Origin of the sequence: Mycobacterium kansasii ATCC 12478 (assembly GCF_000157895.3) — a bacterium.
In the GTDB taxonomy this organism is placed as follows: Bacteria; Actinomycetota; Actinomycetes; order Mycobacteriales; family Mycobacteriaceae; genus Mycobacterium; species Mycobacterium kansasii.
The window spans coordinates 565,110-586,839 of the sequence record NC_022663.1; the positions used below are offsets into that span (position 1 = coordinate 565,110).

The 21,730-nt window shown below is 63.6% G+C and carries 16 protein-coding genes, 1 tRNA gene and 3 pseudogenes; 5 read left to right on the plus strand and 15 right to left on the minus strand.

Annotated elements, in window-relative coordinates:
• Window positions 1–62: 62 nt before the first annotated feature.
• Window positions 63–710 carry a response regulator transcription factor gene (locus tag MKAN_RS02360; protein ID WP_023364724.1) on the minus strand — a complete coding sequence of 216 codons (648 nt, stop codon included), beginning with the start codon at window positions 708–710 and terminating at the stop codon, window positions 63–65.
• 312 nt (window positions 711–1,022) lie between these two features.
• Here MKAN_RS02360 and MKAN_RS02365 point away from each other — a divergent pair, with 312 nt between their 5' ends.
• Window positions 1,023–1,427, plus strand: coding sequence for a hypothetical protein (locus MKAN_RS02365; RefSeq protein WP_023364725.1), 405 nt, complete (start codon window positions 1,023–1,025; stop codon window positions 1,425–1,427).
• Here the strand turns inward: MKAN_RS02365 and MKAN_RS02370 are convergent.
• From MKAN_RS02370 to MKAN_RS02380, 3 genes are read right to left on the minus strand one after another with little or no spacing between them, the layout of a single operon-like run.
• Window positions 1,397–2,029 (minus strand): alpha/beta hydrolase, encoded by a 633-nt coding sequence (locus tag MKAN_RS02370; protein WP_036393485.1) that lies wholly within the window; start codon window positions 2,027–2,029, stop codon window positions 1,397–1,399. The genes MKAN_RS02365 and MKAN_RS02370 overlap by 31 nt on opposite strands.
• Window positions 2,030–2,084: 55 nt before the next feature.
• Window positions 2,085–2,615, minus strand: a complete 531-nt coding sequence (locus tag MKAN_RS02375; protein ID WP_023364727.1) for a YbhB/YbcL family Raf kinase inhibitor-like protein — start codon at window positions 2,613–2,615, stop codon at window positions 2,085–2,087.
• A gap of 34 nt (window positions 2,616–2,649) precedes the next feature.
• On the minus strand, window positions 2,650–4,002 hold the full coding sequence (locus tag MKAN_RS02380) for a M20/M25/M40 family metallo-hydrolase (protein WP_036393176.1): 1,353 nt from the start codon (window positions 4,000–4,002) through the stop codon (window positions 2,650–2,652).
• A 128-nt stretch (window positions 4,003–4,130) separates the two neighbouring features.
• On the opposite strand from MKAN_RS02380, the gene MKAN_RS02385 reads away from it, so the two are divergent.
• A tRNA-Leu gene (locus MKAN_RS02385) sits at window positions 4,131–4,216 on the plus strand.
• On the opposite strand, the gene MKAN_RS29195 is transcribed toward MKAN_RS02385, so the two are convergent.
• The 4 genes and pseudogenes from MKAN_RS29195 to MKAN_RS02400 all read right to left on the minus strand — a co-directional run bounded on the left by MKAN_RS29195 (window position 4,198) and on the right by MKAN_RS02400 (window position 9,390).
• On the minus strand, window positions 4,198–5,844 hold the full coding sequence (locus MKAN_RS29195; RefSeq protein ID WP_023364729.1) for a recombinase family protein: 1,647 nt from the start codon (window positions 5,842–5,844) through the stop codon (window positions 4,198–4,200). The two genes, MKAN_RS02385 and MKAN_RS29195, sit on opposite strands and share 19 nt — an antisense overlap.
• A gap of 186 nt (window positions 5,845–6,030) precedes the next feature.
• Window positions 6,031–7,531 (minus strand): annotated as a pseudogene (locus MKAN_RS02390) (replication initiator).
• Window positions 7,524–8,966, minus strand: coding sequence for an FtsK/SpoIIIE domain-containing protein (locus tag MKAN_RS02395; RefSeq protein WP_023364731.1), 1,443 nt, complete (start codon window positions 8,964–8,966; stop codon window positions 7,524–7,526). The pseudogene MKAN_RS02390 and the gene MKAN_RS02395 overlap by 8 nt, the downstream one beginning before the upstream one ends.
• Before the next feature lie 88 nt (window positions 8,967–9,054).
• Window positions 9,055–9,390 carry a hypothetical protein gene (locus MKAN_RS02400; RefSeq protein WP_023364732.1) on the minus strand — a complete coding sequence of 112 codons (336 nt, stop codon included), beginning with the start codon at window positions 9,388–9,390 and terminating at the stop codon, window positions 9,055–9,057.
• 256 nt (window positions 9,391–9,646) lie between these two features.
• On the opposite strand from MKAN_RS02400, the gene MKAN_RS02405 reads away from it, so the two are divergent.
• Window positions 9,647–10,759: an NsdA family TPR-like regulatory protein gene (locus MKAN_RS02405; protein ID WP_225722839.1), complete on the plus strand. Its 1,113-nt coding sequence runs from the start codon at window positions 9,647–9,649 to the stop codon at window positions 10,757–10,759.
• Entirely contained in the window at window positions 10,756–11,496 is a 741-nt protein-coding gene (locus MKAN_RS02410; RefSeq protein ID WP_023364734.1) for a creatininase family protein, read from the plus strand. Before MKAN_RS02405 ends, MKAN_RS02410 begins: the two co-directional genes overlap by 4 nt.
• 636 nt (window positions 11,497–12,132) lie before the next feature.
• On the opposite strand, the gene MKAN_RS02415 is transcribed toward MKAN_RS02410, so the two are convergent.
• The 6 genes and pseudogenes from MKAN_RS02415 to MKAN_RS02440 form a co-directional block, all read right to left on the minus strand.
• Window positions 12,133–13,527, minus strand: a complete 1,395-nt coding sequence (locus MKAN_RS02415; RefSeq protein WP_023364735.1) for a sensor histidine kinase — start codon at window positions 13,525–13,527, stop codon at window positions 12,133–12,135.
• Window positions 13,524–14,228, minus strand: a complete 705-nt coding sequence (locus MKAN_RS02420; RefSeq protein ID WP_036393174.1) for a response regulator transcription factor — start codon at window positions 14,226–14,228, stop codon at window positions 13,524–13,526. Before MKAN_RS02420 ends, MKAN_RS02415 begins: the two co-directional genes overlap by 4 nt.
• A 341-nt stretch (window positions 14,229–14,569) precedes the next feature.
• Window positions 14,570–14,788: pseudogene (locus MKAN_RS02425) on the minus strand (transposase); the annotation flags it as partial.
• Between the two features lie 47 nt (window positions 14,789–14,835).
• On the minus strand, window positions 14,836–16,779 hold the full coding sequence (locus MKAN_RS02430; protein WP_023364740.1) for a tyrosine-type recombinase/integrase: 1,944 nt from the start codon (window positions 16,777–16,779) through the stop codon (window positions 14,836–14,838).
• Window positions 16,776–17,816 carry a tyrosine-type recombinase/integrase gene (locus tag MKAN_RS02435; protein WP_023364742.1) on the minus strand — a complete coding sequence of 347 codons (1,041 nt, stop codon included), beginning with the start codon at window positions 17,814–17,816 and terminating at the stop codon, window positions 16,776–16,778. The genes MKAN_RS02430 and MKAN_RS02435 overlap by 4 nt, the downstream gene beginning before the upstream one ends.
• Before the next feature lie 113 nt (window positions 17,817–17,929).
• Window positions 17,930–18,943: pseudogene (locus MKAN_RS02440) on the minus strand (IS256-like element IS1512 family transposase); the annotation flags it as partial.
• Window positions 18,944–19,215: 272 nt separating this feature from the next.
• Here MKAN_RS02440 and MKAN_RS30215 point away from each other — a divergent pair.
• Window positions 19,216–20,553, plus strand: coding sequence for an FAD-dependent oxidoreductase (locus tag MKAN_RS30215; protein WP_042311703.1), 1,338 nt, complete (start codon window positions 19,216–19,218; stop codon window positions 20,551–20,553).
• A 307-nt stretch (window positions 20,554–20,860) separates the two neighbouring features.
• Here the strand turns inward: MKAN_RS30215 and MKAN_RS29200 are convergent, their stop codons facing one another.
• Entirely contained in the window at window positions 20,861–21,697 is an 837-nt protein-coding gene (locus MKAN_RS29200; protein WP_080673988.1) for a methyltransferase family protein, read from the minus strand.
• Window positions 21,698–21,730: the final 33 nt, after the last annotated feature.

Here is a 21,730-nt window from a genome sequence, read left to right on the forward strand (position 1 = left end):
CGCCTTCGCCAGCGACCCGAAGGCCAAGACCCCGCCCATGCCGCGGGCCCCGACGCCGATGGCTATTCGAGCAGTCGACGCCGCATCGCCTCGGCGACGGCCGCTCCCCGATCAGAAACGCCAAGTTTTTCGTAAAGGCTGTGCACGTGCGTCTTGATCGTGCTGCGCGCCAAGTGAAGTCGCGACGCGATCTGCGGAACCGAGAGCCCGTCGGCCATCATCGTGATCACCTGGGCCTCACGCTCGGTCAGCAAGGTCGTCGCTCCCCGGCCCCGCCGTGTCACCTCACCAGCCAGCCCGCCGGCTATCCCGGCCGGCAGGTACGAGGCTCCTTCGGCGCATCTGACCACGGCGTTCACGATCTCGTCGCTGTCGGATTCCTTGGTCAAGAATCCCGAGGCGCCCTCGGCCAGAGCCTTGTATACGACGGGACTGTCATCAAACGCGCTCAGCAGCACCACGCGGGTGGGCAGTCTGTCGCGGGCTATCGCGTGGGTGACCTCGAGACCATCCAGCTCGGGCATCTTGTAGTCGAGAAGTGCGACCGCAGGCCGCAGTTGCCGGATGGCATCCAGCGCCGCGCGGCCGTCGGCCACCTGGGCGACGACTTCCACCCGCCCGCTGGACTTGAGGGCGCGCACGACCCCTTGGCGCATTACCGGGTGATCGTCGGCTACCACGACGGTGACTCGGTCAGCGGAATCTGCCATGCGATGCTCCAAGCGCTCTCGGCGACGCTATTCGGGCCCGGCCGAGTGCCGGACGGGCACCTCAACATTGTTGCTCCCGTGACAAGCAGACGCGACGATTTACCGGCACGGGTCACGCAGATGCGCCTCCGCGGTACGTCCGCGAAGCCCGTCTCGCCATTCAGCTCGACGGGCGCAAGTGAGCACAACAGGACTCACTTCGTGGTCCAACCTCCTGGCCCGGCGGCATCGTCGAAAGTTGGGATCGGTAGCAACGCCACCGAGGTGTTATTTCCGGCAACAGCGATGCCTAGCCGACAGAAACGAACATTCATGAAAATCACAGCGATAGCGGCAGCCGGCCTGATGGCCGGCATGCTGCTGACAGCAAGCCCGGCGCACGCCGAGCTAACGGCGAAACCACAGGCGAGCGGCGTCCGTCCGCTGCAGCCGGCCCCCCGTATGGAACCCGACCCCAGGTCGGAGGTGCAAGAGCTGCTGCAGCAAATCTCCGACCTGGACGATAGTTGGGACAGCCTCACGCCGCAGCAGCGCGTAGCCCAGTTACAGCAGCAGGTCACCGTCGTGGACCGGGGTACCCGTAATCTGCCTGCGGATCAGCAGCCGGAGGTGCAAGCGATGCTGAGCATGGCCGTTGTCAAGCTGGTCGATCTGGTCATGAAGGCTCAGCCTCCGGGTAGCCCCTGCTATTTCCCGTTCTGCTTGCCCGGGCTGTAGCGCCGCCCGTCCGACAGATAGTCGGCAACGAAATCCGTTGTGCGCCAATGCCACTCACTCCAATAGCGCACCATGTAATGACCTGCCCCGTGGATTCCCACCCACTGGGCATCCACCCCGCGGCGGCGTGCTCGAGTGGCCTGAGTACACGAACTGCCCGGGTCGGTCCACGTGTCGGCGGTGCCGTGCAGGACCAGGAGCCGGGTCCGCGCAGGGATCACGTCGCCGTCACCGCCTATCCACCACGGCGCCAGGGCCACCACTGCCCCGACGTCGCCTCGACCGGACAGCTGCGCGGCAACGCGGCCGCCCATCGAGTGGCCTACCAACACCACGTGTTGGGGTGCAAGCCGCTGTCGCACATCGTCGAGCGCCGCCAAGCCGTCGCGAACGGCATCCAAGCGCGGACTGTTCCAGCCGCGCACGCGGTATTGAACGCGTCGCACGTGCACGTCGCGCCCCAGCCGACGCCGCAACGCCCGGGTGAGGAACATCATCCTCAGGTTGGCCAGCTGCCACCACCTGGATGCGCCGTCGCTGCGGACCTTGCCGCCCGGCAGGACGAGAACACAGGCACGCGCGGCGCGACGATGTGGGGGCACATGTGTCATTCGGAGCCGAGGGCGGGGACGGACCGCGACGTCCCTGCCTTAATTCTCAGGTCTGTTGGTAGGTGCCGTAGATGACCGCCCGTGCGATCGCGTGCTGGAACAGGTTGAAGCCGAGAAACGCCGGGCTGGCGTCTTCGCTCAAGTCCAGTTTCTCGACGTCCACCGCATGCACCGCCACGTAGTAGCGGTGCACACCGTGCCCGGGCGGCGGCGCGGCGCCGACATAGCGGCGCATACCGGCGTCGTTGACCAGTGTCAGTGCGCCGCCGGGCAGCTCTTTGCCGGCGCCGGCGTCTTCGGGCAGCTCGGTCACCTCGGCCGGCAGGTTGGCCACTGCCCAGTGCCAGAACCCGGACAGCGTCGGGGCGTCGGGGTCATAGACGGTGACCGCGAAGCTGCGGGTCTCCTTCGGAAAACCCGACCAGCTCAGTTGTGGGCTGGCGTCCTGTCCGCCCGCGCCCATGATCCCGCTGACCTGTGCGGTGCGCAGTGGCTGGCCGTTGGTCACCGAGTCCGAGGTCAGGCTGAAGGACGGCAGCTCGGGTAGTGCGGCGTACGGGTCGGGCGGTGTTGTCATGCTCGGTCCTTTCGGGTTGTCGGCTCACTCAACATCAGCAGTGGGTCAAGAAATGTGTCAGCACCTCAGTGCCGAACTTCAGCGCATCCACGGGTACCCGTTCGTCGACACCGTGGAACAGCGAGGTGAAATCCAGGTCCGGCGGCAGCCGCAGTGGGCTGAAGCCGAAACAGCGAATGCCTAACCGCGCGAAGGCCTTTGCGTCGGTACCGCCGGAAAGCATGTACGGCACAATGCGGGCGTCGGGATCGACCGCCAGCACCGCAGCGTTCATGGCGTCGACCAGGTCGCCGTCGAAGCTGGTCTCATACGACGGCAGGTCCCGGATCCATTCCCGGGTGACGTCCGGCCCGATCAGCTCGTCCACCTCGGCTTCGAACGCCGCCTGCCGGCCGGGCAGCACGCGGCAGTCCACCACCGCCTCCGCGGTCGCGGGGACGACGTTGGCCTTGTATCCGGCCTTGAGCATGGTCGGGTTGGCGGTGTCGTGCAGGACCGCCTTGAGCATGCGGGCCATCGGGCCGAGTTTGTCGATCGCCCCGTCCAGGTCCGGCGAGTTGGTGTCGAAGGTGAGGCCGGTCTCCTCGCTGACGGCGGCCAGGAACTCGGCGACGGTGTCGGTGCACACCAGCGGGAATTGGTGCCGGCCCAGCCGGGCGACGGCTTCGGCGACGGCAGTGACCGCATTGTGGTCGTGCACCATCGAGCCGTGCCCGGCGCGGCCCCGTGCCGTCAGGCGCATCCACTGGATGCCCTTCTCGGCCGTCTCGATCAGATACAGGCGGCGGTCGCCGCCGTCGCGGCTCGGCACGGTCAGCGAAAACCCGCCGACTTCACCGATCGCCTCGCTGACACCGTCGAACAGATCGGGGCGGTTGTCCACCAGCCACTGCGCACCATACTTGCCGCCGTGCTCCTCGTCGGCGACGAACGCGAAGACCAGGTCCCGCGGCGGCACGATGCCGGCGCGCCGGAAATGCCGGGCGACCACGATCATCATGCCGATCATGTCCTTCATGTCGACCGCGCCGCGACCCCACACATAACCGTCTTCGATCGCGCCGGAAAACGGGTGCACGCTCCAATCGGCCGGTTCGGCCGGCACCACGTCCAGATGCCCGTGGATGAGCAACGCACCCCGGGAACCGGCTTGGCCTTTGGCGCCGGCCAGCCGGGCGAACACGTTGCCGCGGCCGGGCGCACCGGATTCCACATATTCCGGCTGGTAGCCGGCCTCGGCGAGCTGTTCGGCCACCCAGTGCGCGCACTCGGCCTCGCCTTTGGTGGTTTCCGGTTCGCCGGTGTTGGTGGTGTCGAACCGGATCAACCTGCTGACCACCTCGGCAACGTCGTCGCCCACACCTGTCACAGTCACCTTTCCTACCACTCTCGGGCACTCCCGGCCGCCTCTGAGGTGCCCCGCCCATCCGGATCCTCCGGCTGGAGGCGCGAGCCCGGTTGGGCTGAGGCGAGCCGATCGGATAGCCTTAGCTGCCAACTCATGCGAGTGGTTTTGTCCGAGTGGCGGAATGGCAGACGCGCTAGCTTGAGGTGCTAGTGCCCTACTAATGGGCGTGGGGGTTCAAGTCCCCCCTCGGACACGTCCGGCGACACGACTCAGGTCGGCCGTCGCCTTCACCTCCCGCAGCTGCGGATCGTAATCAAGGCGGAGCCCCAGACTCGCGTACACCTCGGCGCGTTCCGCCCCGGTCGCCGCACCGAGCACGGCTGACAGCCCACCCAGTTCCTCGACCAATTCGCTCATCTGTGCGGCAGACATGACGCGGGGCCGCTCCGCTTGCTCAAGACGGGCCTTCAGCTCGTCGCGCTCGGCGGTGCGGCGACGTAATGCGGCGGTCAAGTCCTCCACAGCCACGCCAGACTCGACAGCGGTAACCAAGGCGGCGATCTTGGCATTCACTTCGCGAAGCTGGCGCTGCAGGGCGGCGTAGCCAGTACCGGCTACCGGGTCCACGTCCTGCCCGCGTGCCAGGTCTTCCGGATCGGCCAGGGTGGCGATCCATTCGTCAAGTCGCGCAGTCACCTCGTCTTCACGGAGATAGACGGTGCGCGGATGATCACTCAGGTCCACAGGTATAGAACGCGACTTACCCAGCTCACAACGGTAGAGGATGCGGGTCGTTCGTTTCCCGACGCGAGCGGCGCCCTGCATCCGCCGTCCACACGCGGCACAGAACAGGAGCCCGCGCAGCGCATACGGCACGGTCGATTCTCTGCTGCACACGAGACCGGGACCACGCCGTGCCTGCGTCCGACGACGAACAGCCTCCACCAGTTCATCGGGAATCAGCGCTTCATGCGTGCGGCGGTCTGGTGCGATCCAGTCGGCCTGATCACGCCACCGCATACGAGTCTCGTACCCCGCCGCGACATCGTCGGGGCTGACCAGGACCTCGTATTTCTCCTGCTTGCCCCAAACACGGATACCGCGGTACGCCGGGTTGTCGAGTATCGCGCGGATCGCCGAATGGGACCAGCCTCGCGGGTCACGATGACGATTCCGCGCCGGGTCGTACTGGCTCGGTGACGGCACGCCATCGTCGGTGAGCTGTTGCGCAATGTAGCGCAGGCCCGCTCCGTCGGCGTACATGCGGTAGATCCGCTCGATGACCGGCGACGTCGCGGGGTCAGGTTCGAGGCGGTGAAGCCGCTGCCCAAGATTTGCCTTGGCAGGGTTTGGGTGCGGGCCGGCATCGACGAGCCGGTAACCGTAGGGTGGTCGACCACCGAGGTATCTCGACGTGTCCTGCGCGAGTGCTGACATCGCCGTACGGACGCGCACCTGGATTCGCGCGCGCTCTCCCTTGCTCATGCCGCCGAACAAAGTCATCACCAGGTCGTGTGCCTCAGAGCCGGGATCGACTGCACCGCCGACCTCGGGTACCCATAGGCCAACGCCGTAGTGCGTCAGGATAGGGAATGTGAGCGCGAACTGCGGCCCGTAGAACGCACGGGCGGGTTCCCCGATCACCACGGCATCAAAGTTATGGTCCGGACAAGCGACATCAGCAAGGAGACGTGATGCCTCCGGCCTGCGCTTCCATGGCAACGAACGGCTCTGTCCCACATCGAAGTAGTCAGCGGCAAGGACTCCGCCGTGCGGAGCGATCAGGTCTATGGCACGCCGCTTCTGCCAGCTGCGGCTCGCCTCCGGGTCTTGAGCGTCCTCCGTGCTCACTCGGCCATAGAAGGCGAACCTCAGGCTCACTCCACTCCCCTCCCTGATTCGAGCATCCGGTCCCGCACAGCTATTATCACGTGTATCAGCGCGCTGTTGGCCTCGTGCGGAAGTTGATAGTGGTTGGGCACGACAATTTCAACACCCCCCTCTGACATCGTCGGCGCATCGATTCGAGCGTCACGCTCAGACCGGGCGTGTGCTGTTCGGGATCCGTCAGCCATCGCTTCCCCCTGGCGAATCCCATCGTTGGTTGCGTGTTAGGCCACGGACTTCCATCTCGTCCGATCCGGCGGATTTCCATGCGTCGGAGGGCCGCGGAGTTCACGAGGGTACGGTCGCCGAGACTGGTGAGGCCGCCACGGTCAAACTCAAACACGATCGGACCATCGCCATCGGTGAGGTTGACGAAATCCTGGTGCGCAATGCTTTTCAGACGTTGTTCACGTGTCCACGTGGCGCGACGTTCGCGCAGCGCGGTCATCGTGGTGGAATAGCTGCGGGATTTGCTGGTTATGTGGCCCCGGTAGCCCAGGGTGTGCAGCCACCGGCCGACACCGGCCAGTCCCCTATCGGCGAGTTGGCTGATGGTGGTCAGGATCGCCCGGACGTGATCGGACACATCCAGGTCGGCGATGGCCTCGGTGCAGATGCGTCGTGCGCTGATCCCGACGTCAGCTAACGATTTGGTGACGTATTTCGCGAGGTAACGAGCTACGCCGCGGCCTGGCACCACTCGGCCGTGTGATGAATCCTCCTGCACAGCAGGGCTGTCCGTGCCAACGTGCCGGTTCTCGATGGGTTGGGTGTCGACTTGTTTGCCGAACCTGATCACCCGTGTCGCGCTATCTGAGGATGGGTCCCTGACTGTCATGGCTACGGTTCGAGCCGCCTGTTGGATGATGGTGGCCAGTTCAGTGGCCGAGAGGGGCGCTTGCCACTCTGGACCACCGCAGTTATCGCTGTCGCTCGGGTCGAGACGGATCAGGGCATGAATATGTGGAACGAGCCGGGCTTGCAGCTCGACGACTTTGATGAAGCTGACCTGCACCGCATCCGGGTCGGCGCCCAAGGCGCGTAGCTCGCGGCGCAGCGTGCGTCGCAGGGTGATGGTGAAGCGTCGCCACAGTTCTGGCATGTTCCAGGTGAACAGCACGTGCCCGATGTAGTCATAGCAGTCCGCGCAGATCGGCTGTCCCACAGGAATGTCACCTTCTCCGTGGCTTGTGCTGCACCACAGTGGTTTTCCATGCTGACAGCGGCGATAGCCGCCAGTCCCGTGGTGGTCGCGGCACAAACGGAGGCGCTTGTCGCCTGCACATGAGGTGGTGTGGACCGGCCCGTAGCTGGGTGCGGTCAGAGTAACGAACACCTGCGGGCGATCCGCCACTGCTTCTGGGATGTCGTGGTGCCCGCCGGCGGTGCCAGCGTGCACGAGTTGCCACGTGTCGCGCGCGTAGAGATCCGAGCACGACGGGCAGATCTGGGCGCGGCGGTTGTTGCATCGTGTCCACACCACCCGATCTCGGCCGTATTCGTCGGTGCCCGCGAGTTGGATGGGGTGGGCGCAGAAGCCGACGGACTCTGCACGCCGCCACCATGATTCGAAACCCACCGACGAAGCGCGGCGCACCATCTGATCCACCACCGCGGTCGTGTCGACCGTGGGCGGGATACCCGGCAGGGCGACCTGTCCCGGTGGTGTGGCGCTATGCACCGCTGGCTCCGCCGGAAGTCGGGCCACTGCCAGTGTTTCGGCCTTGATCACCTCCGCGATGACTGATTGGTGGCCGAAATATTCTGGCGAGGGTAATGATGTCGTGGTCGGTGACGTGAAAGGCCCGTGCCCGCACGGGTTCGGCGGTACCGTCGATCATCATGTAGCCCACACCGGGAGTGGTGTCGGGGATGTGGTCGCATTCCGCGCCGGCGTCACGGGCGCCTTGGCCCAGGACCATCGTTGTCTGACTGGCTTCGGTCAGCCGCAAACCGATGCGCGCGGTGAAGAGTTGCCGCACGGGCAGGGTGTCTTTGGCCGGATCTTGCACCGCGGCGACCACCGAAATGCCGACCGCGCGTCCTTGGGACAACAGCAGGCCCAGTAGCTGTTCGATTTCGGTGCGCACCTTGCGGTCGGTGACATAGGCAGTCAGGGCGGCGATCTCGTCAATTACGACAACGAACAGTGGTTCTGCCATCGTGGGAGTGTGCAGGCGCGTCTTGCCGCGTAGCCGGTTAGCGCGGGCGTGCATCACCTTCACCAGTTGGCGCAGCAGCTGCAGGGTGGTATCAGTGGCGTCGTGGGTGAACACCGTGAACATCGGCGCTCCGGCCCCCAGTTCCATGCCGCCTTTAGGGTCAATGACACACAGCCGCACTTGTCCGGTTTTCACCGCGGGGGCGATGCCGGCGATCAGCGACCACAACACCGAGCCCTTGCCCGCGCCGGTCGCGCCAGCCACGAGCACATGGTGACCGAGCAGAGGCAGGTGCCACCAGTGACGGGTTTCGGTCATCCCGACCCGCACCGACCCAACATCCACCGCAGTCGCCGCCGTGGGCATGGGCAGGGCAATCGGGTCGGCCAGCACGTCGTGGCGCATCAGGGTAATGCGTAATTCTCCGGGTCCGGTCGCGCGGATGGTGATCCGGTCCGCATGCCACGCCGCAGCCAGCGCCTCGGACTGCTTGTGCCAGTCGGTCAAAGACTGGCCGGTCACCACCCGCAGGTGCAGAACGTCGGTGGTCTTGCCGATGCGCGCCGACCGCAACGTCGGCACCAAACTGCGTTCACCCAGGCGGGCGTTAAGACCGTGCAGGGCGCACACCGATTCCCAGGTGCGGGTGTAGCGCCACCAGGTCAGCCATCGTCGCCGCACCGGCTCAGTCACCCAGTCGCGAAACGACCGCGGGTCCAGCCACGCCCACCCCGCATACGTAGCAGCGAAAGCAATACCGATGATCAGGCCGGGGCGTGGGCCATGGGTGATCGCTGTCGCCGCACTGGCGATGATCGGGATGCTGACGGCTGGAAACAGCACCGCCCACCACAGCAGATATCCCAGCGCCTTGCACAGTGAGAAGATGGGGTCGATAATCCAGTCGTCATTGTTCGCCCCAGAGTTGTTGCTGTTCTTGTTGTTTGATGCCATGACAGGCGTCCTCCTGTGAGTGAATGGTCGGCAGCGGCCCCAGTGCTGGGGCGCGACACCGATGAGTGCCGCGGCCCCAGCATTGGTGTTATTTCTGCGTGCGAGACGCCTGGTCACTTGACGCAGCCGTGGGGGTGATGGCGTCGGCGCGGAAGGCCACACCGCTGCGATCACCTTGAGCCCACGGGATGGCCACCAACCCGGACACTGAAACAAGTTGGGTGACTGTAACTTTCGGGTCACCAGCCACCGTCACATTGAGCACTTCACCGCCCGTGTCATCCAACGCCAGCAGCTGTGCCGCATACAAGGGCACGCCGGTCGCGCTGTCGACTTTGGGGCTGCCAGTGTCGAAATTTAGCCGCGGCTCAGCGGGCCGGGTGACGATGAATCGGGTTCCTGACGTGTCAATTCTCAAACGCATTGCGTTGCTGTCCTTTCTGGGGTTGTGCGCGACCGGACGTGGCGCAAATTCAGGACAGCGCCTGGCTTGTGGTCGTCGAAAGTGACAGCCAGCAACAACCAGTAACACCCAGACACGCGCACGCCCCGGCTGAGCTGCGCCGATGTGTCGGGCATGATCGAAGAGATGGCCGCAGTTGATCCGAATCGTGCGCTCAACGCGCAGCGGCTGCGGCATGCGCGCGAAGAGTATGGGTTCAGCCTTAATGAGCTGGCCGTTGAGGTCGAAAAACGTTCGCCGGCTACGCGGGGATGTCGAGATACCGGCGCGCGAGTCGTTGCGTCAGATGATCATCAGCATCGAGCGCGGCGGCGCGTTCGGCGATATGTGGCGCTCCGACCTCGCCGCGGCCTTTGGCCGCGAACCTGATGAGTTGTTTAGCGTGCCGATCGCCTCACCACTACCGCACCCTTTGCTGCTCCGTGTGCCAGTCGATGAGGACGTGTTGTCGGTGATCACCGCCCAGCGCGCAGCACATATACAGGCTGAGCACGCCTTTGGCCCTCAGCATGCGCGACCGTTGGTGGAGCGCGATCTCGATACTGTCGAAGCACTGATCAAGGCGGCGCCGCGGCGGCTCAAACTTGCTGTGGCCGAGGCGGCAGGAACGATCGCCGAAGTGGCCGGCTGGATCGCTCAAGACCTCGGTGATCATTCCGCAGCCCAAAATTTGACCCACAAAGCGTTTCTGCACCTTCGCATGGCCAGCCCCGAGGTCCAGGCGATGATCTTGATGCGGCAATCCAACATTCTGGCCCACAGCGAACCCGGGCTGGCCGTCGACCTCGCCGCTGATGCCGCCGACCTCATCGATGGCCGCGATCCGGGACGCCTCGCAGCGAGTGTCGCCCGCCAGCAAGCCCTGGCAGCTCTGCACAATGGTGACGAACGCAGCTTCTACCGCCACGCCGCCCACGCCCTCGACCTGGGCGATATCGAACCCGTGGAGGACGATCGGGCACCCTACGCCCACGCAGCATACGTAGCCAGTGATGTCGCATCGGGCTACTTGCGGCTCGGCAACCCAGACAGGGCTCTTGAGCTGCTCACCGACCACCACGCCCAATGGACATCTCAGCAGCACCGCGACCGCGCCGTCGCCGACATGCGACTGCTGCATGCCTACATCGCGGTCCGCGAATACCGTCTCGCCCTGGTGTTGGCCGACACCGCTATCCCCGCCTATTTGTCGGCACCCTCGCAGCGCGCGCGGCGCCACCTCGCCCGCGCGGGCACCCTCGTGCGGCAGCGCCGCCGCAGCGACTCCAATTCCGTACTGCAAGAACTCGCCGGACGCATCAAAAACGCCACCCAAGGAGTCATAGCGTGACCCGCGACATCATCCCCGACCTCACAACCACCGACCCCGCCGCAACCAGCAAGATCGCGGTGCTGCCGGTCGGGGCTTTCGAACAGCACGGCCCCTACCTGCCGCTGGGCACTGACACTCTCATCGCCTGTGCCGTCACCACAGCAATCACCAAGCATCACAGGGTCCTTCAGCTGCCCCCAGTTACCTTCGGCTGCTCGCATGAACACGCCGCCTATCCCGGCACCGTCAGCATCGGCGCCGCCACCCTCACCGCCATCGTCACCGACATCACCCAGTCCCTCACCCACCAACAGATACGAGGGTTGATCGTCGTCAACGCCCACGGCGGCAACGCCGTACTCACCAATGTCGTCCAGCATGCCAACCAGTCCGCCCACCAACTCAAACTGGGGCTGTATCCGAGTCGCGAGGACTGGGCCGAAGCCCGTACCGCTGCCGGTGTCACCAGCAGCAATCACGACGACATGCACGCCGGCGAACTCGAAACTTCCATCCTGCTCGCCGCCCACCCCGACTACCTGCGCGACGGGTGGGCCAGCTCCGACCACAGCGCCACCGATCGGCGCTACCTGACCACCCTCGGCATCGGCCCCTACACCCCTACCGGCGTCATTGGCTACCCCTCACAAGCCACCGCAGCCAAAGGCCGCGCCGCCCTCGACCACCTCGGCCGTAACGTCGCCACTCTCATCGACCTCCTGGCACCGCCGCCTCAGCCCGAGCCGACCCCGTGAGGGCTTGGCCACCGTAGCGGACCGGCTATTCCACCGGGCATCAACATGCCGGACCTCGCAGGTGTGCACCCATTCCTCGCGGCTACCTGCGGGCTTCACTTCGCTCCCTCTGCTCCCGTCCGCTCGCGCTCCCGTCCGCGCCGGTCACTCTGCTTCGCCCTCCGTCCGCCGCCACCAACCGCCACTTGCCGCGACCGACTGCTTCAGCGCCGAACATCACACGACACCGCAGCGTCCATCGCTCCACGGCTACCTAAGCTGAGCAGCCCCAGCGTCACCGTCACCGCGAAACGGCACCTAGCGGGTGACTGACCTGCGATGTGAGAACTTTCTCTACTGGTATCAAGCCAAGGACGTTGAATAGCTTGGGCCGCAGCGTGACGCATTCGCATCGTGACATGAGCGCCGGCCTCCGCCGCATGAGGAATTTTGTCGCCCATCTGATTAGGATCTTGCAGTCCGGTTGGCGAAGCTTGGTGGAGCGATTCCCAGCACACAGATAAGACGCGCCAATTTTTGAGTGCTGATTTGCGTGAGAATTGTGAGTCTGACGCGGGCCATTCCAAGAGTAGTTAGCCTACTAGATACCTAGATGTCTCCCAAATTCGGCAGACACCCGGCGATTGTGGACGATGGTTATAATCGTTTAAATCCGTATTCCATCTTTGTCCCCTCGTACGGCTGTGGACCGGGTAGTCGGAGCACAAGCCGGGTCCCGCCGAACGGGCTGTCCTCCAGCGAAGCGGTGCCCCCGTGCAGTTCTGCTTGCTGGGCTACCAACGCTAACCCCAGGCCTGAGCCTGAATGTGACGTTTTTGATCCCCTTGTGAAGCGTTCGAACATCGCGGTGCGCTCTCCCTCCGGTATACCGGTGCCGTTGTCATCTATGACGATCTCTACCCCGTGACGGGAAGTGATCGCTGACAGCTGCACCTGCGTGGCCTGACCGTGTTTTACGGCATTGGCGACGGCGTTGTCGATCACCAATCGCAGCCCGGTCGGCAGACCCAGCATCAACACAGCGGGCGAAGGTCGCAACGTCACGTTGAGATCCGGGTAGACCCGCACTGCGTCATGAGCTGCGCGGTCGAGCAGCTCGGTGATGTCGAGCGGTACATGGTCGTCCGAGGTGCTTAGTTCGCCCTGTGCGAGCCTTTCCAAGGCGGTGAGGGTGGCTTCGATTCTGCTTTGGGTGCGCATAGTGTCTTCGGTGATCTCCTTGCGTTGCTCGGGTGGGAGATCGAGTGTGTGCAGTACTTCCAGATTGGTGCGCATCGCGGTAAGTGGGGTACGCAGCTCGTGGGAGGCAACTGCAGCGAAGTCACGGGCGGACTCTAGTGCGGCTTTGGTGCGCTGTTGTTCGGTGCCAATCCGGGCAAGCATGCCTTCGACCGCTTCAGCGATTTCGACAGCCTCCCACACGCCATCGACCTGAACCTCTTCCGGGCTGGATTGAGCATTGATGGCGCGGGCATGTTGGGCGAGTAGCCGGAAGGGTTTAATCATAATCGACCACATCCACGACCCGACGAGGAAGGTGCCGACGACGAAGCCGCCGCAGATCAACAGGACCCGCAGGTGAAGTTGCTTGATGGCTTGGCGGGCTTCTGTGATGGGAGCGCCAATTGCGATGGAGGCCCCGCCCGTGATGAAGGTGTGCACCCGGTACGGGATGCCGTTAACAGTGGCGGTGGTGTAGCCGTTGCCGAACTCCGGCAAGGTGACATTGCTCGGCTTGGATACCGTTATGCCGCCACTTCGGACGGTGCGTACCATGCCGTCGGGCATCGGCTCATCGACGTTGCCCTGATGTGTGCCGCCTAGCGCGCTGACATCGCCCAAAGTGCTTAACGAGTCCAGCTGACGATCCAGCTGGCTGTATTGATTGTTGGTGATGCCGACCCATACCCAGGCGCCAAGAAAAATGACGACAGCGACGACTGATAGCGCCGCGACGATAACAATGGTGCGCAAAGAGGCCACTGGCGTCGGCAGCCGCAGCACCCGCTGAAGGCGGTCGGGAATCGTCACTGTTGAACCCGCAAGACGAAACCCGCGCTCGGCACGGTATGTAGCAGTCTGGGTCCGCATACCAGATCGAGCTTGGAACGGACGCTGTCAATAAATGCATCGACGACGCGAGTGTCGGCGGCGAAATGACTATTACCCCACACCAGCTCCAGCAATCGTGCGCGCGACAGGATTTCGGTCGCATGTTGCGCGAGCACGGCCAGCAGGTCAAACTCACGTCTAGTGAGCTGTATCTCGATACCGTTGATGCTTGCGCGGCGCCTGCCAGTTTCCACCATGAGGGGACCGACGCTGATCGTCTCAGTCGAGAAATTAGTCACCAACACAGGTGGGCACAAAAGACCCCGCACACGAGTGACCAGCTCGCTCAATCTGTAAGGTTTGTACATAAAATCATCGGCGCCTTCCGCAAGTCCGGGAACGCGATCGCTGATCGCGCTGCGCCCACTCAGTACACAGACTGGTATCCGGTTATCCACAGACCGTACGGCGGAGACGACGCTGACGCCCCGCAGCGTCGGCTGATCAATGTCGACCACAACGGCTTGGGGTCGCGCCTCCGCGAGGACGCCCAGCGCATCAGGGCCGGTCTTCGCGCTTGTCATATCAAAGCCAGACAACCGCAGCCCACGTTCCAAGGAAGTCAATACATCCTCGTCATCGGCTACTACCAAGAGGCTTGGTGTGGGTTCATCGTCCATGAGGACATTTTGCCCGATCGTCAACCTTTTGAGCGCACATGCTCCTTACAGTTGAGCGATTGGTTTCTAGGTCCGCAAGGCTGTCGGGACGCCCGGTAATCGCCGCATACGAGCGTAGGTAACCTGGCTGCAGGGTTCATGGTCGGCCGGTAGCGTGCAGCCTCGTGGCTTGCTGTGCCTACTCCGCGTCTTACCGCGTCCTTGGCAGACAAAATTTGACCAGTGGTCGCAGTCACCCGCTCGGCATTTCACTGTACCGACGCACAGCTATGAAGTAGCAAGGGGTCAAGTCCAGGGACGTGGTGTACGACGTCGATCGTGTGATTCTTCGATTTTGTGATTTAGGCGGTCAGTGCTGTGGGGGTGTTCTCCTGTTCTGTCGGTGTGGTGGTGGTCGGGCGGGATTTGCTGAGGACGTCGAGGCCGAGGTAGCGGCGTGATTCGGCCCATTCATCGTGTTGTTCGGCCAGCACGGCGCCGACTAGGCGGATCAGGGCGTCACGGTCGGGGAAGATGCCGACAACGTCGGTGCGACGCCGAATTTCCTTGTTGAGCCGCTCTTTTATCCGGCCCTCAGGGTGGAGGTCAACCCGGTGTGGGTTCGGCTTCAACGATCGAGGCGTTGGAGATGGTCGGTGAGGGCATGGGCTACGCGGTCGTGGCGGGCTGCTTCGTCGGTCCAGCCGCGGTTCTCCGCGTCGGATTTGAGGGCTTGGACGTCGGCGAGTTGGTTAGTGAGGGCGCCGCGGAATTCGGGCGCGGTGATGTAGTTGTCGCAGGTTTCGCAGATGTTGGCATATGGGCAGGCGCCGGCGGTTGGGTGGCGCGCGCAGTAGCCGTGCCCGACACGGGTTTTCAGCATCTCACTGTGTAGCCAGCTGACCTTGTCGGGCAAGATGGGTCGACCGACCGGGGTGAGAGTGAACTGGCGACGCATCTTGCCCATGGCGTCGTCGTAGGCGGCGCGCAGGGTTGGCGAGGCAAGGGTGGCGTAGCGGATCGTCATCTGCGGTGTGACATGTCCGAGCAGCGCCATCAACGCTTGCATACTCATTCCGGCGTTGGCGAGTTCGGTGGCCCAGGTATGACGCAGCTGATGAGGCGTGACGACGAGGATGCCGCCGTCGGGTCCGCGTAGCCCTGAGGATTGGGCCGCGGCCAGCAGCCCGTTGCGCAGTCGGGTGTAGCCCAGGCGGCGGCCGTACTGGGTGAACAGGAAGTCGGTGAGCACGCCGGTGCGTGGATGGGCCAGTGGCCGGTGTGCGTCACGGTGGGTGACCCATTCGTCGAGCGCAGCGGTAGTGGCCGCCGATAGCGGCACCATGCGTTCGGTAGCCAGCTTGCCCAGCGGTACCTTTAGCCAGGTGCCAGCCGCCCCGTAGTCGATGATGCTGCCCAGTTCCAGGTCGAGCAGCTCACCCACCCGCAGCCCCGCTCCGCGCAGCACGGTCAGCCCGATACGAGCGAATGAATCATCTAGACGGGCAACAGCATTCATCACCGCCGCATCGATGTCAGGGGCCAGTGCCCGCGGCAGCGGCTGGTCAAGCTTGGGAACGTCGGCGGCGAAGACCAGTCGCCGCGGCGGTGCTTCTTCCCAGCCCCAGGCGGTGATGTCATCGAGCAGGTTGCGCAGGCTTAGCACCGCCGACTGGGCAACCGCAGCCGAGACGGTGCGCCCGGCGCCGGCGGCGGCACGTTGCCCGCGCCAGCCGCGGGTGCGGTTCCAGGTCAGATAGTCCTCGATGCAGGCGCGGTCGAGCTCGCGCAGGCTGGTCAGCTTCGAGTGGTGGGCGGTGAGGTATTCGACGAACGGCAGCAGGTCATTGATCAGCGATTCCACCGATTTGGGCCGCAACACCGCGGCTCGGACCCGGATATAGCGCAGCAGGGTGTCGAGGATCGGGGCAGCCATAGCCACGTCGGTGAAACGTTGCTCGAGGCTGCGTGCCCACGGTCGTCGTCGCGGAGCGGCGTCGAGGACCCGGACCTCGTAGAGCAGCTGGCGCAAGCTGGCCAACCGCGCCCGGTAGGCGCGCCGTGACGATCGCGGGATTGAACTCGCCGACAACGCACTGTCGAATTCATCGATCGCCTGCTCGGTGAGGTCAGCGACCAGCCCACCATGGCAAGCCACCAGCACCGCCAAGCACTCGCCGAGCACAGTTTCAATCCAGGAACTGCTCCAGCCCAACCGGTTTCCCGCTTCACGCATCGCGGAGAACCCGGCCGAATCACGCATCTCCACCGCGGCACCGAGCCCGGTCAGCTGCTTAATGACGGCCAGCTCAACATCCAGCCGCAACCGGCCGGCACCGATCGCATAGCACAGCAGGGGCCATGCCCCACTCGACCGAAGCTCGCCAGCCCGCTCAACCGCCGGCAGAGCCATCCACGCCGCCAGATCCGGGTGACGAGCAAGAAATTCCCGTGCGGTTCGGATCCGGTCCCGAATCGCCCGATCACTCAAGCGCAGGCGAGCGACGTGGTCGAGGTAGTCACTCAACAAAGTGCCGGCGTCAATGGAGTCCTGAACCGTAGCGACGGTCATCGCCGTGCTCCGGCCAAGGAGGCGCGGGCGGCACCATATTCGGCGGCGAGCTGCTCCAGTGACAGGTGCACGTAGCGGGCCGTGGTCTCCGGTGAGGCGTGTCCCATCAACGCCCGTAATGCAAGCAGATCAATTCCCGCAGAAGCCAATTCGGTACCATAGGTATGGCGCAGCCGATGCGGACGCACCCGGATGGACCCGGAGAGTTCACGGTGACGGCGAAACAAGCTGCGCAGCCCTGCCTCACTAACCGGCGCCCCCGTCGTCGGACCGCGCAGCACCACGAAGCACTGCGGTGTCGACAGCCCAGCCGGGCGCTCCAACCGCAGATAGGCAGCAACCTCAGTGAAGAATGCCGCATCGACCGGCACGTAGCGTTCCTTGCCGCCCTTGCCGATCACCCGCAGCCGCCGCCGCCCCATGTCCACATCGGCCAGCAGCAGACCGCGCGCTTCCGCCGACCGCAACCCGCCCAGCAGCATCGCCAGCACCATGGCCCGATCCCGATGTGACCCCAGCGTTGCGACAAATGCATCGATGTCGCTGGCCGGCAACGATTCCGGAAGCAGCTGCGGTTGGCGCACCAACCTGCCGCCAGGACGGGCACGCCCAGGACCCAGATGACCTAGCAGGCCGCGCTCCGAGCGGCGCAGCCCTTGCCCACGCCGCGGCGACGGGACCGGGTTGTTCCCACGGCGACCGGTCATCGCCAGGTACTCGAACAAGGCGCGTACCGCCGCCACCCGACGGTTCACCGTCGAGGCTGCAGCTGAGCCCGGCTGGGGCCGACCGGTGCGGCGTACCCCTTGCCAATCGATCCAGTCGAATACCAGTGGAGCCTGCACTTCGGACAGCGTCACATCGCGCTCAGTGAGGAACCGCGCCAGATTCGCCACGTCGAAGGCATACGCCCGAACCGTCGCCGCGCTAAATCCCCGTCCGGCCAAATGCGTGAGAAACGCATTGGCCGAATCCAACCCCTCCCAATCCCCACCGAGCCGATACCCCTCATCGACGCGCTGCACCCGCACCGTCATCACTCGACCTCCTGATCTCGGGGCCGCCCTCAGCATCTACCCGGCTCTGGGAACGGTCCCGGATCTCACGCCGCAGTCAGATTCGTGTCTCCTGAGGGCCGGTTAACGGATAGGGGGTTGTTGGACCAGATTTGGCGCCAGATCTGCTTGGGAAAAGCAGTGAACGCCAGCAAGTCCGATCGGGCGGCTTCGAGGTGATCGGCGACCTTGGGCAGCTTGTCGGCCAGGGCGTCGATGATCCGATCATATTGCGCAGCAACGGATGTGGCGTCGGGCTGATCGAACACCGAATGCAGCAGCGTCTTGACCCAGGGCCAGGAGCTCTTGGGGGTAATGGCCATCAAGTTGGTGGCGTAGTGGGTGCGACACCGCTGCCAGGATGCTCCGGGCAGGGTTGCCCCGATCGCGGAAAGCAACCCAGCATGGGCGTCACTGGTGACCAATGCCACCCCCGATAGGCCGCGGGCGGTCAACGAGCGCAGAAACGTCAACCAGCCGGCGCCGTCTTCGGCGGTGCTGACATCGATGCCTAAAATTTCGCGGTAACCCTCGGCGTTGACCCCCACCGCGATCAGCGCGTGCACGTTGACCACGCGGCCGGCCTCACGGACTTTAAGCACCAGGGCATCGGCGGCCATGAACGTGTACGGGCCAGCATCGAGGGGACGAGTCCGGAAGGCTTCCACGGCGGTGTCGAGCTCTTTGGCCATCACCGACACCTGCGACTTCGACAGGCCGGTGATCCCGAGAGTTTCGACGAGTTTGTCCATCCGCCGCGTGGACACCCCGAGCAGATAGCAGGTCGCCACCACGGTAGTCAGGGCCCGTTCGGCGCGTTTGCGGCGTTCCAGCAGCCAGTCCGGGAAGTAGGAGCCCTGGCGCAGCTTGGGGATCGCCAAATCCAAACTTCCTGCCCGGGTATCGAATTGGCGATGCCGGTAGCCGTTGCGGGAGTTGGTGCGCTCACTACTGCGTTGGCCATAGCCTGCGCCGCACAGCGCGTCGGCCTCGGCGCCCATCAGCGTGTGGATGAACGTGGCCAGCAGTTCGCGCAGCACATCAGGATGGGTGGTGGTGAGTCGTTCGGCCAGCACTGCAGGCAGGTCGATATCGTGGGCAGCGGTCATCGCGTCGATTCCTTTGCTTGAGTGACTTTGGACGGTCTCTCGAAGAATCACGCGATGACCCTCATCTACCCGGCTACGACACGCCGGTCCTCAACTCACGGCCCGACTCGTACACCACCTTGGTGGACGCAACCTAGCAAGGACACTGAGATGGCGCGCCGACCCACCTATAGGCTGCCCTGTACGCTAGGCCACCCGTTTGAGCCACCACGGGCGGCGAAGGGAGGTCAGTGGGCGAGGTAGGTGAACGAGCAGTCGTTTGCGGGGCCGGTATGGCGGGGTTGCTCGCCGCTCGCGTGCTATCTGAGTACTACGCCAGAGTGACGCTTGTCGAACGAGACAAGTTGCAGGCAGGTCCCGTCCAACGTGACGGAGTGCCTCAAGGAAGGCATTTCCACACGCTCTTAAGTGCTGGTTCTCAAGCACTCGGTGCTTTGCTCCCCGGATTGCTTGACGAGCTTGTTGCTGCTGGCGCGACTGTCTGCGACGAGGGCGACTTTTCACGTGTGTCCATACGGATCGGGGGGCATGAGCTCAATCGGTCTGGTAAATTTGCCGACCCTGCCTCGGTTGTCATTTACCTTGCCAGCCGCCCGTTCCTGGAATCCCACCTCCGACGCAGGATTCGCGCCATCAGTAACATTGAGGTCGTTGATGGCCATGACGCCGTTCAGCCAATTGTAGGTCAAACGAACCGCATCATCGGCACGCGAATTGCTAACCGCGACACCGGCGTTCAAAGAGTTCTTTCGGCCGACCTGGTGGTTGACGCGATGGGCCGCGGCGCACGTACACCAGCATTTCTCGATGGCTTGGGTTGTCAGCGGCCGCCCGAGCAGCGCTCCATTATGCAGGGGAGCTCCTCGAGTCAGTTCCTTTGCATTCCGCCCGACCTAGTTGGCGAGAAAATGACCATGGTTTTCCCAAGACCAGAGCAGCCGACCGGCGGGGGGCTCCTGGCCTACGAAAACGGCACATGGATATTGACCATTGGCAGGCTGGCAGGACGTGAACCACCCACTAACCTAGCCGGCTTGATCGAATGCGCTGAACAATTTGCGCCCCGCCCGTTGGTAGAAGCATTGAAGGCCGCAGAACCACTCAGCGAAGTGTCGGTCTACCGCTACCGGGGAAGTGTCTGGCGACGCTACGACAAGATGCGCCGGTTGCCGAACGGGCTCCTAGTGACAGGGGACGCGCTATGCAGCTTCAACCCCATCTATGGACAGGGTATGACTATGGCCGCGCTTGAAGCGGTTACGCTTCGCGATTGTCTATCCCACCCAAATGGTGACCTAGGCCGCCAGTTCTTCCGTGCAATGGCACAGCAGATAAGGCCAATTTGGGCGACCAACCAAATTAATGACCTCTACATGTCCGAGCCAGGCGGTGGGCGATCGACGCTGATGCGAGTATGGAACTGGAGCAACGATAAGGTGCTGACTGCGGCTGAGCGCGACCCCATCCTCACCGAAAGACTATTTCGCGCGACGAATCTCATCGACCCACCGACCCGCCTTCTCGACCCCTTCTTAATGAGCCGCGTCTGCTTAAATCTGTGGCGGCAAAGACAGTCACAACGAGCGACTTACGCCATCAATCACCGCTAGGACGCCACCATCTCCAGGTCCCAGGCCCCTTTTTTCACCCGGCCGGATGCTTTAATCCCTTCGGCCGCCCCCCGCGCCGGGCGACCTGCCTACTCGGATGCCTCAAGCTCTCCGTTTGCTGAAGTGCTGCTGCAACAGCACAAGTACGAACAGGCCGTCTCGATCTGGGCTCGCCTCGTCATTTGTTACCCGGAGACGCCGCAGGCAGTGCAGGCGAATTGCCCCGCAGCTTCCATCTTGATCGGATGCGACATCCCGCGTCGAAAGCCCAAGAGCACAGCGAAGAATTTGCGGGCAGCGGCTGCACTCAAGAAGCACGGAGCCTTGCGACTAACAGTCGGCGACTGCGCTTACCTACGGCCTGCTCGTCTTGAAGCGGCCTCGAAGTGAAGCCCCACGGGGAAATGTGTGGGACCTCACGCGCGTAACCAGCATAGCGGTCGCCGAAAACACGCTTCAGTCGCCGATCCTCCAATTCGTTGTAAACGATGCCATACCCAGCGTTCAACATTGCGATCGCAGCTGCCGTCATGGTAGGACCCGACAAAATTGCGCACGCCCATGAGAGCCCTATGCCTGACCAAAACAGCGGATGACGCACTCGAGCGTAAGGTCCACGCTGTATAGGAACAAAAGATACAGGATTGCAGAATTCACAAACGAAACCCACGCGCGCCGTTCCGAGGGTCCGCCAAGCCGACACGAATAATGCGAACGCCCCGATAGCCACCAAGATACCTAGTGCGTCTTCCGCAATGTCAAGAACCGACCTAGGAAGCTTAGGGAATGTTTCATTGCACGACATATTAATGCCGTTGAAGGATGGGCGCAACATCTGCGAAAATCCAATAGTGACTCCAGGAAAAATATCTACAATAAATGCCCGCCTGTATCCATCTCCATGCGAGAGGAATCGCTTGCGATGCCACTCAAAAATCACGCTATGCCAAAAAGTCCACAGCAGCCAGACGACCGTGACATTCAGCAACACCAACCACATCGATAACTCAAAAGCTGATTCAAAGACGGCCTGACAGCCGGCCACCCCTACCATTGCAAGTGGGAACCCAATCCAAATCGCGTAACGCATGAACTTTCGGTCAAATTCATCTTTGACTCGTAACGCATCGAGCAGATCGTCCACGGTGGACCCTCACGCACGTGATCGAAGGGCTAG

Coding starts and splice junctions, on each gene's coding strand:
- MKAN_RS02375 (WP_023364727.1), bottom strand. CDS start 2,615: ATGACAACACCGCCCGACCCGTACGCCGCACTACCCGAGCTGCCGTCC.
- MKAN_RS02400 (WP_023364732.1), bottom strand. CDS start 9,390: ATGCGTTTGAGAATTGACACGTCAGGAACCCGATTCATCGTCACCCGG.
- MKAN_RS02420 (WP_036393174.1), bottom strand. CDS start 14,228: ATGGACGATGAACCCACACCAAGCCTCTTGGTAGTAGCCGATGACGAG.
- MKAN_RS02360 (WP_023364724.1), bottom strand. CDS start 710: ATGGCAGATTCCGCTGACCGAGTCACCGTCGTGGTAGCCGACGATCAC.
- MKAN_RS30215 (WP_042311703.1), top strand. CDS start 19,216: ATGGCGGGGTTGCTCGCCGCTCGCGTGCTATCTGAGTACTACGCCAGA.
- MKAN_RS02395 (WP_023364731.1), bottom strand. CDS start 8,966: ATGGCATCAAACAACAAGAACAGCAACAACTCTGGGGCGAACAATGAC.
- MKAN_RS02430 (WP_023364740.1), bottom strand. CDS start 16,779: ATGACCGTCGCTACGGTTCAGGACTCCATTGACGCCGGCACTTTGTTG.
- MKAN_RS02365 (WP_023364725.1), top strand. CDS start 1,023: ATGAAAATCACAGCGATAGCGGCAGCCGGCCTGATGGCCGGCATGCTG.
- MKAN_RS02435 (WP_023364742.1), bottom strand. CDS start 17,816: ATGACGGTGCGGGTGCAGCGCGTCGATGAGGGGTATCGGCTCGGTGGG.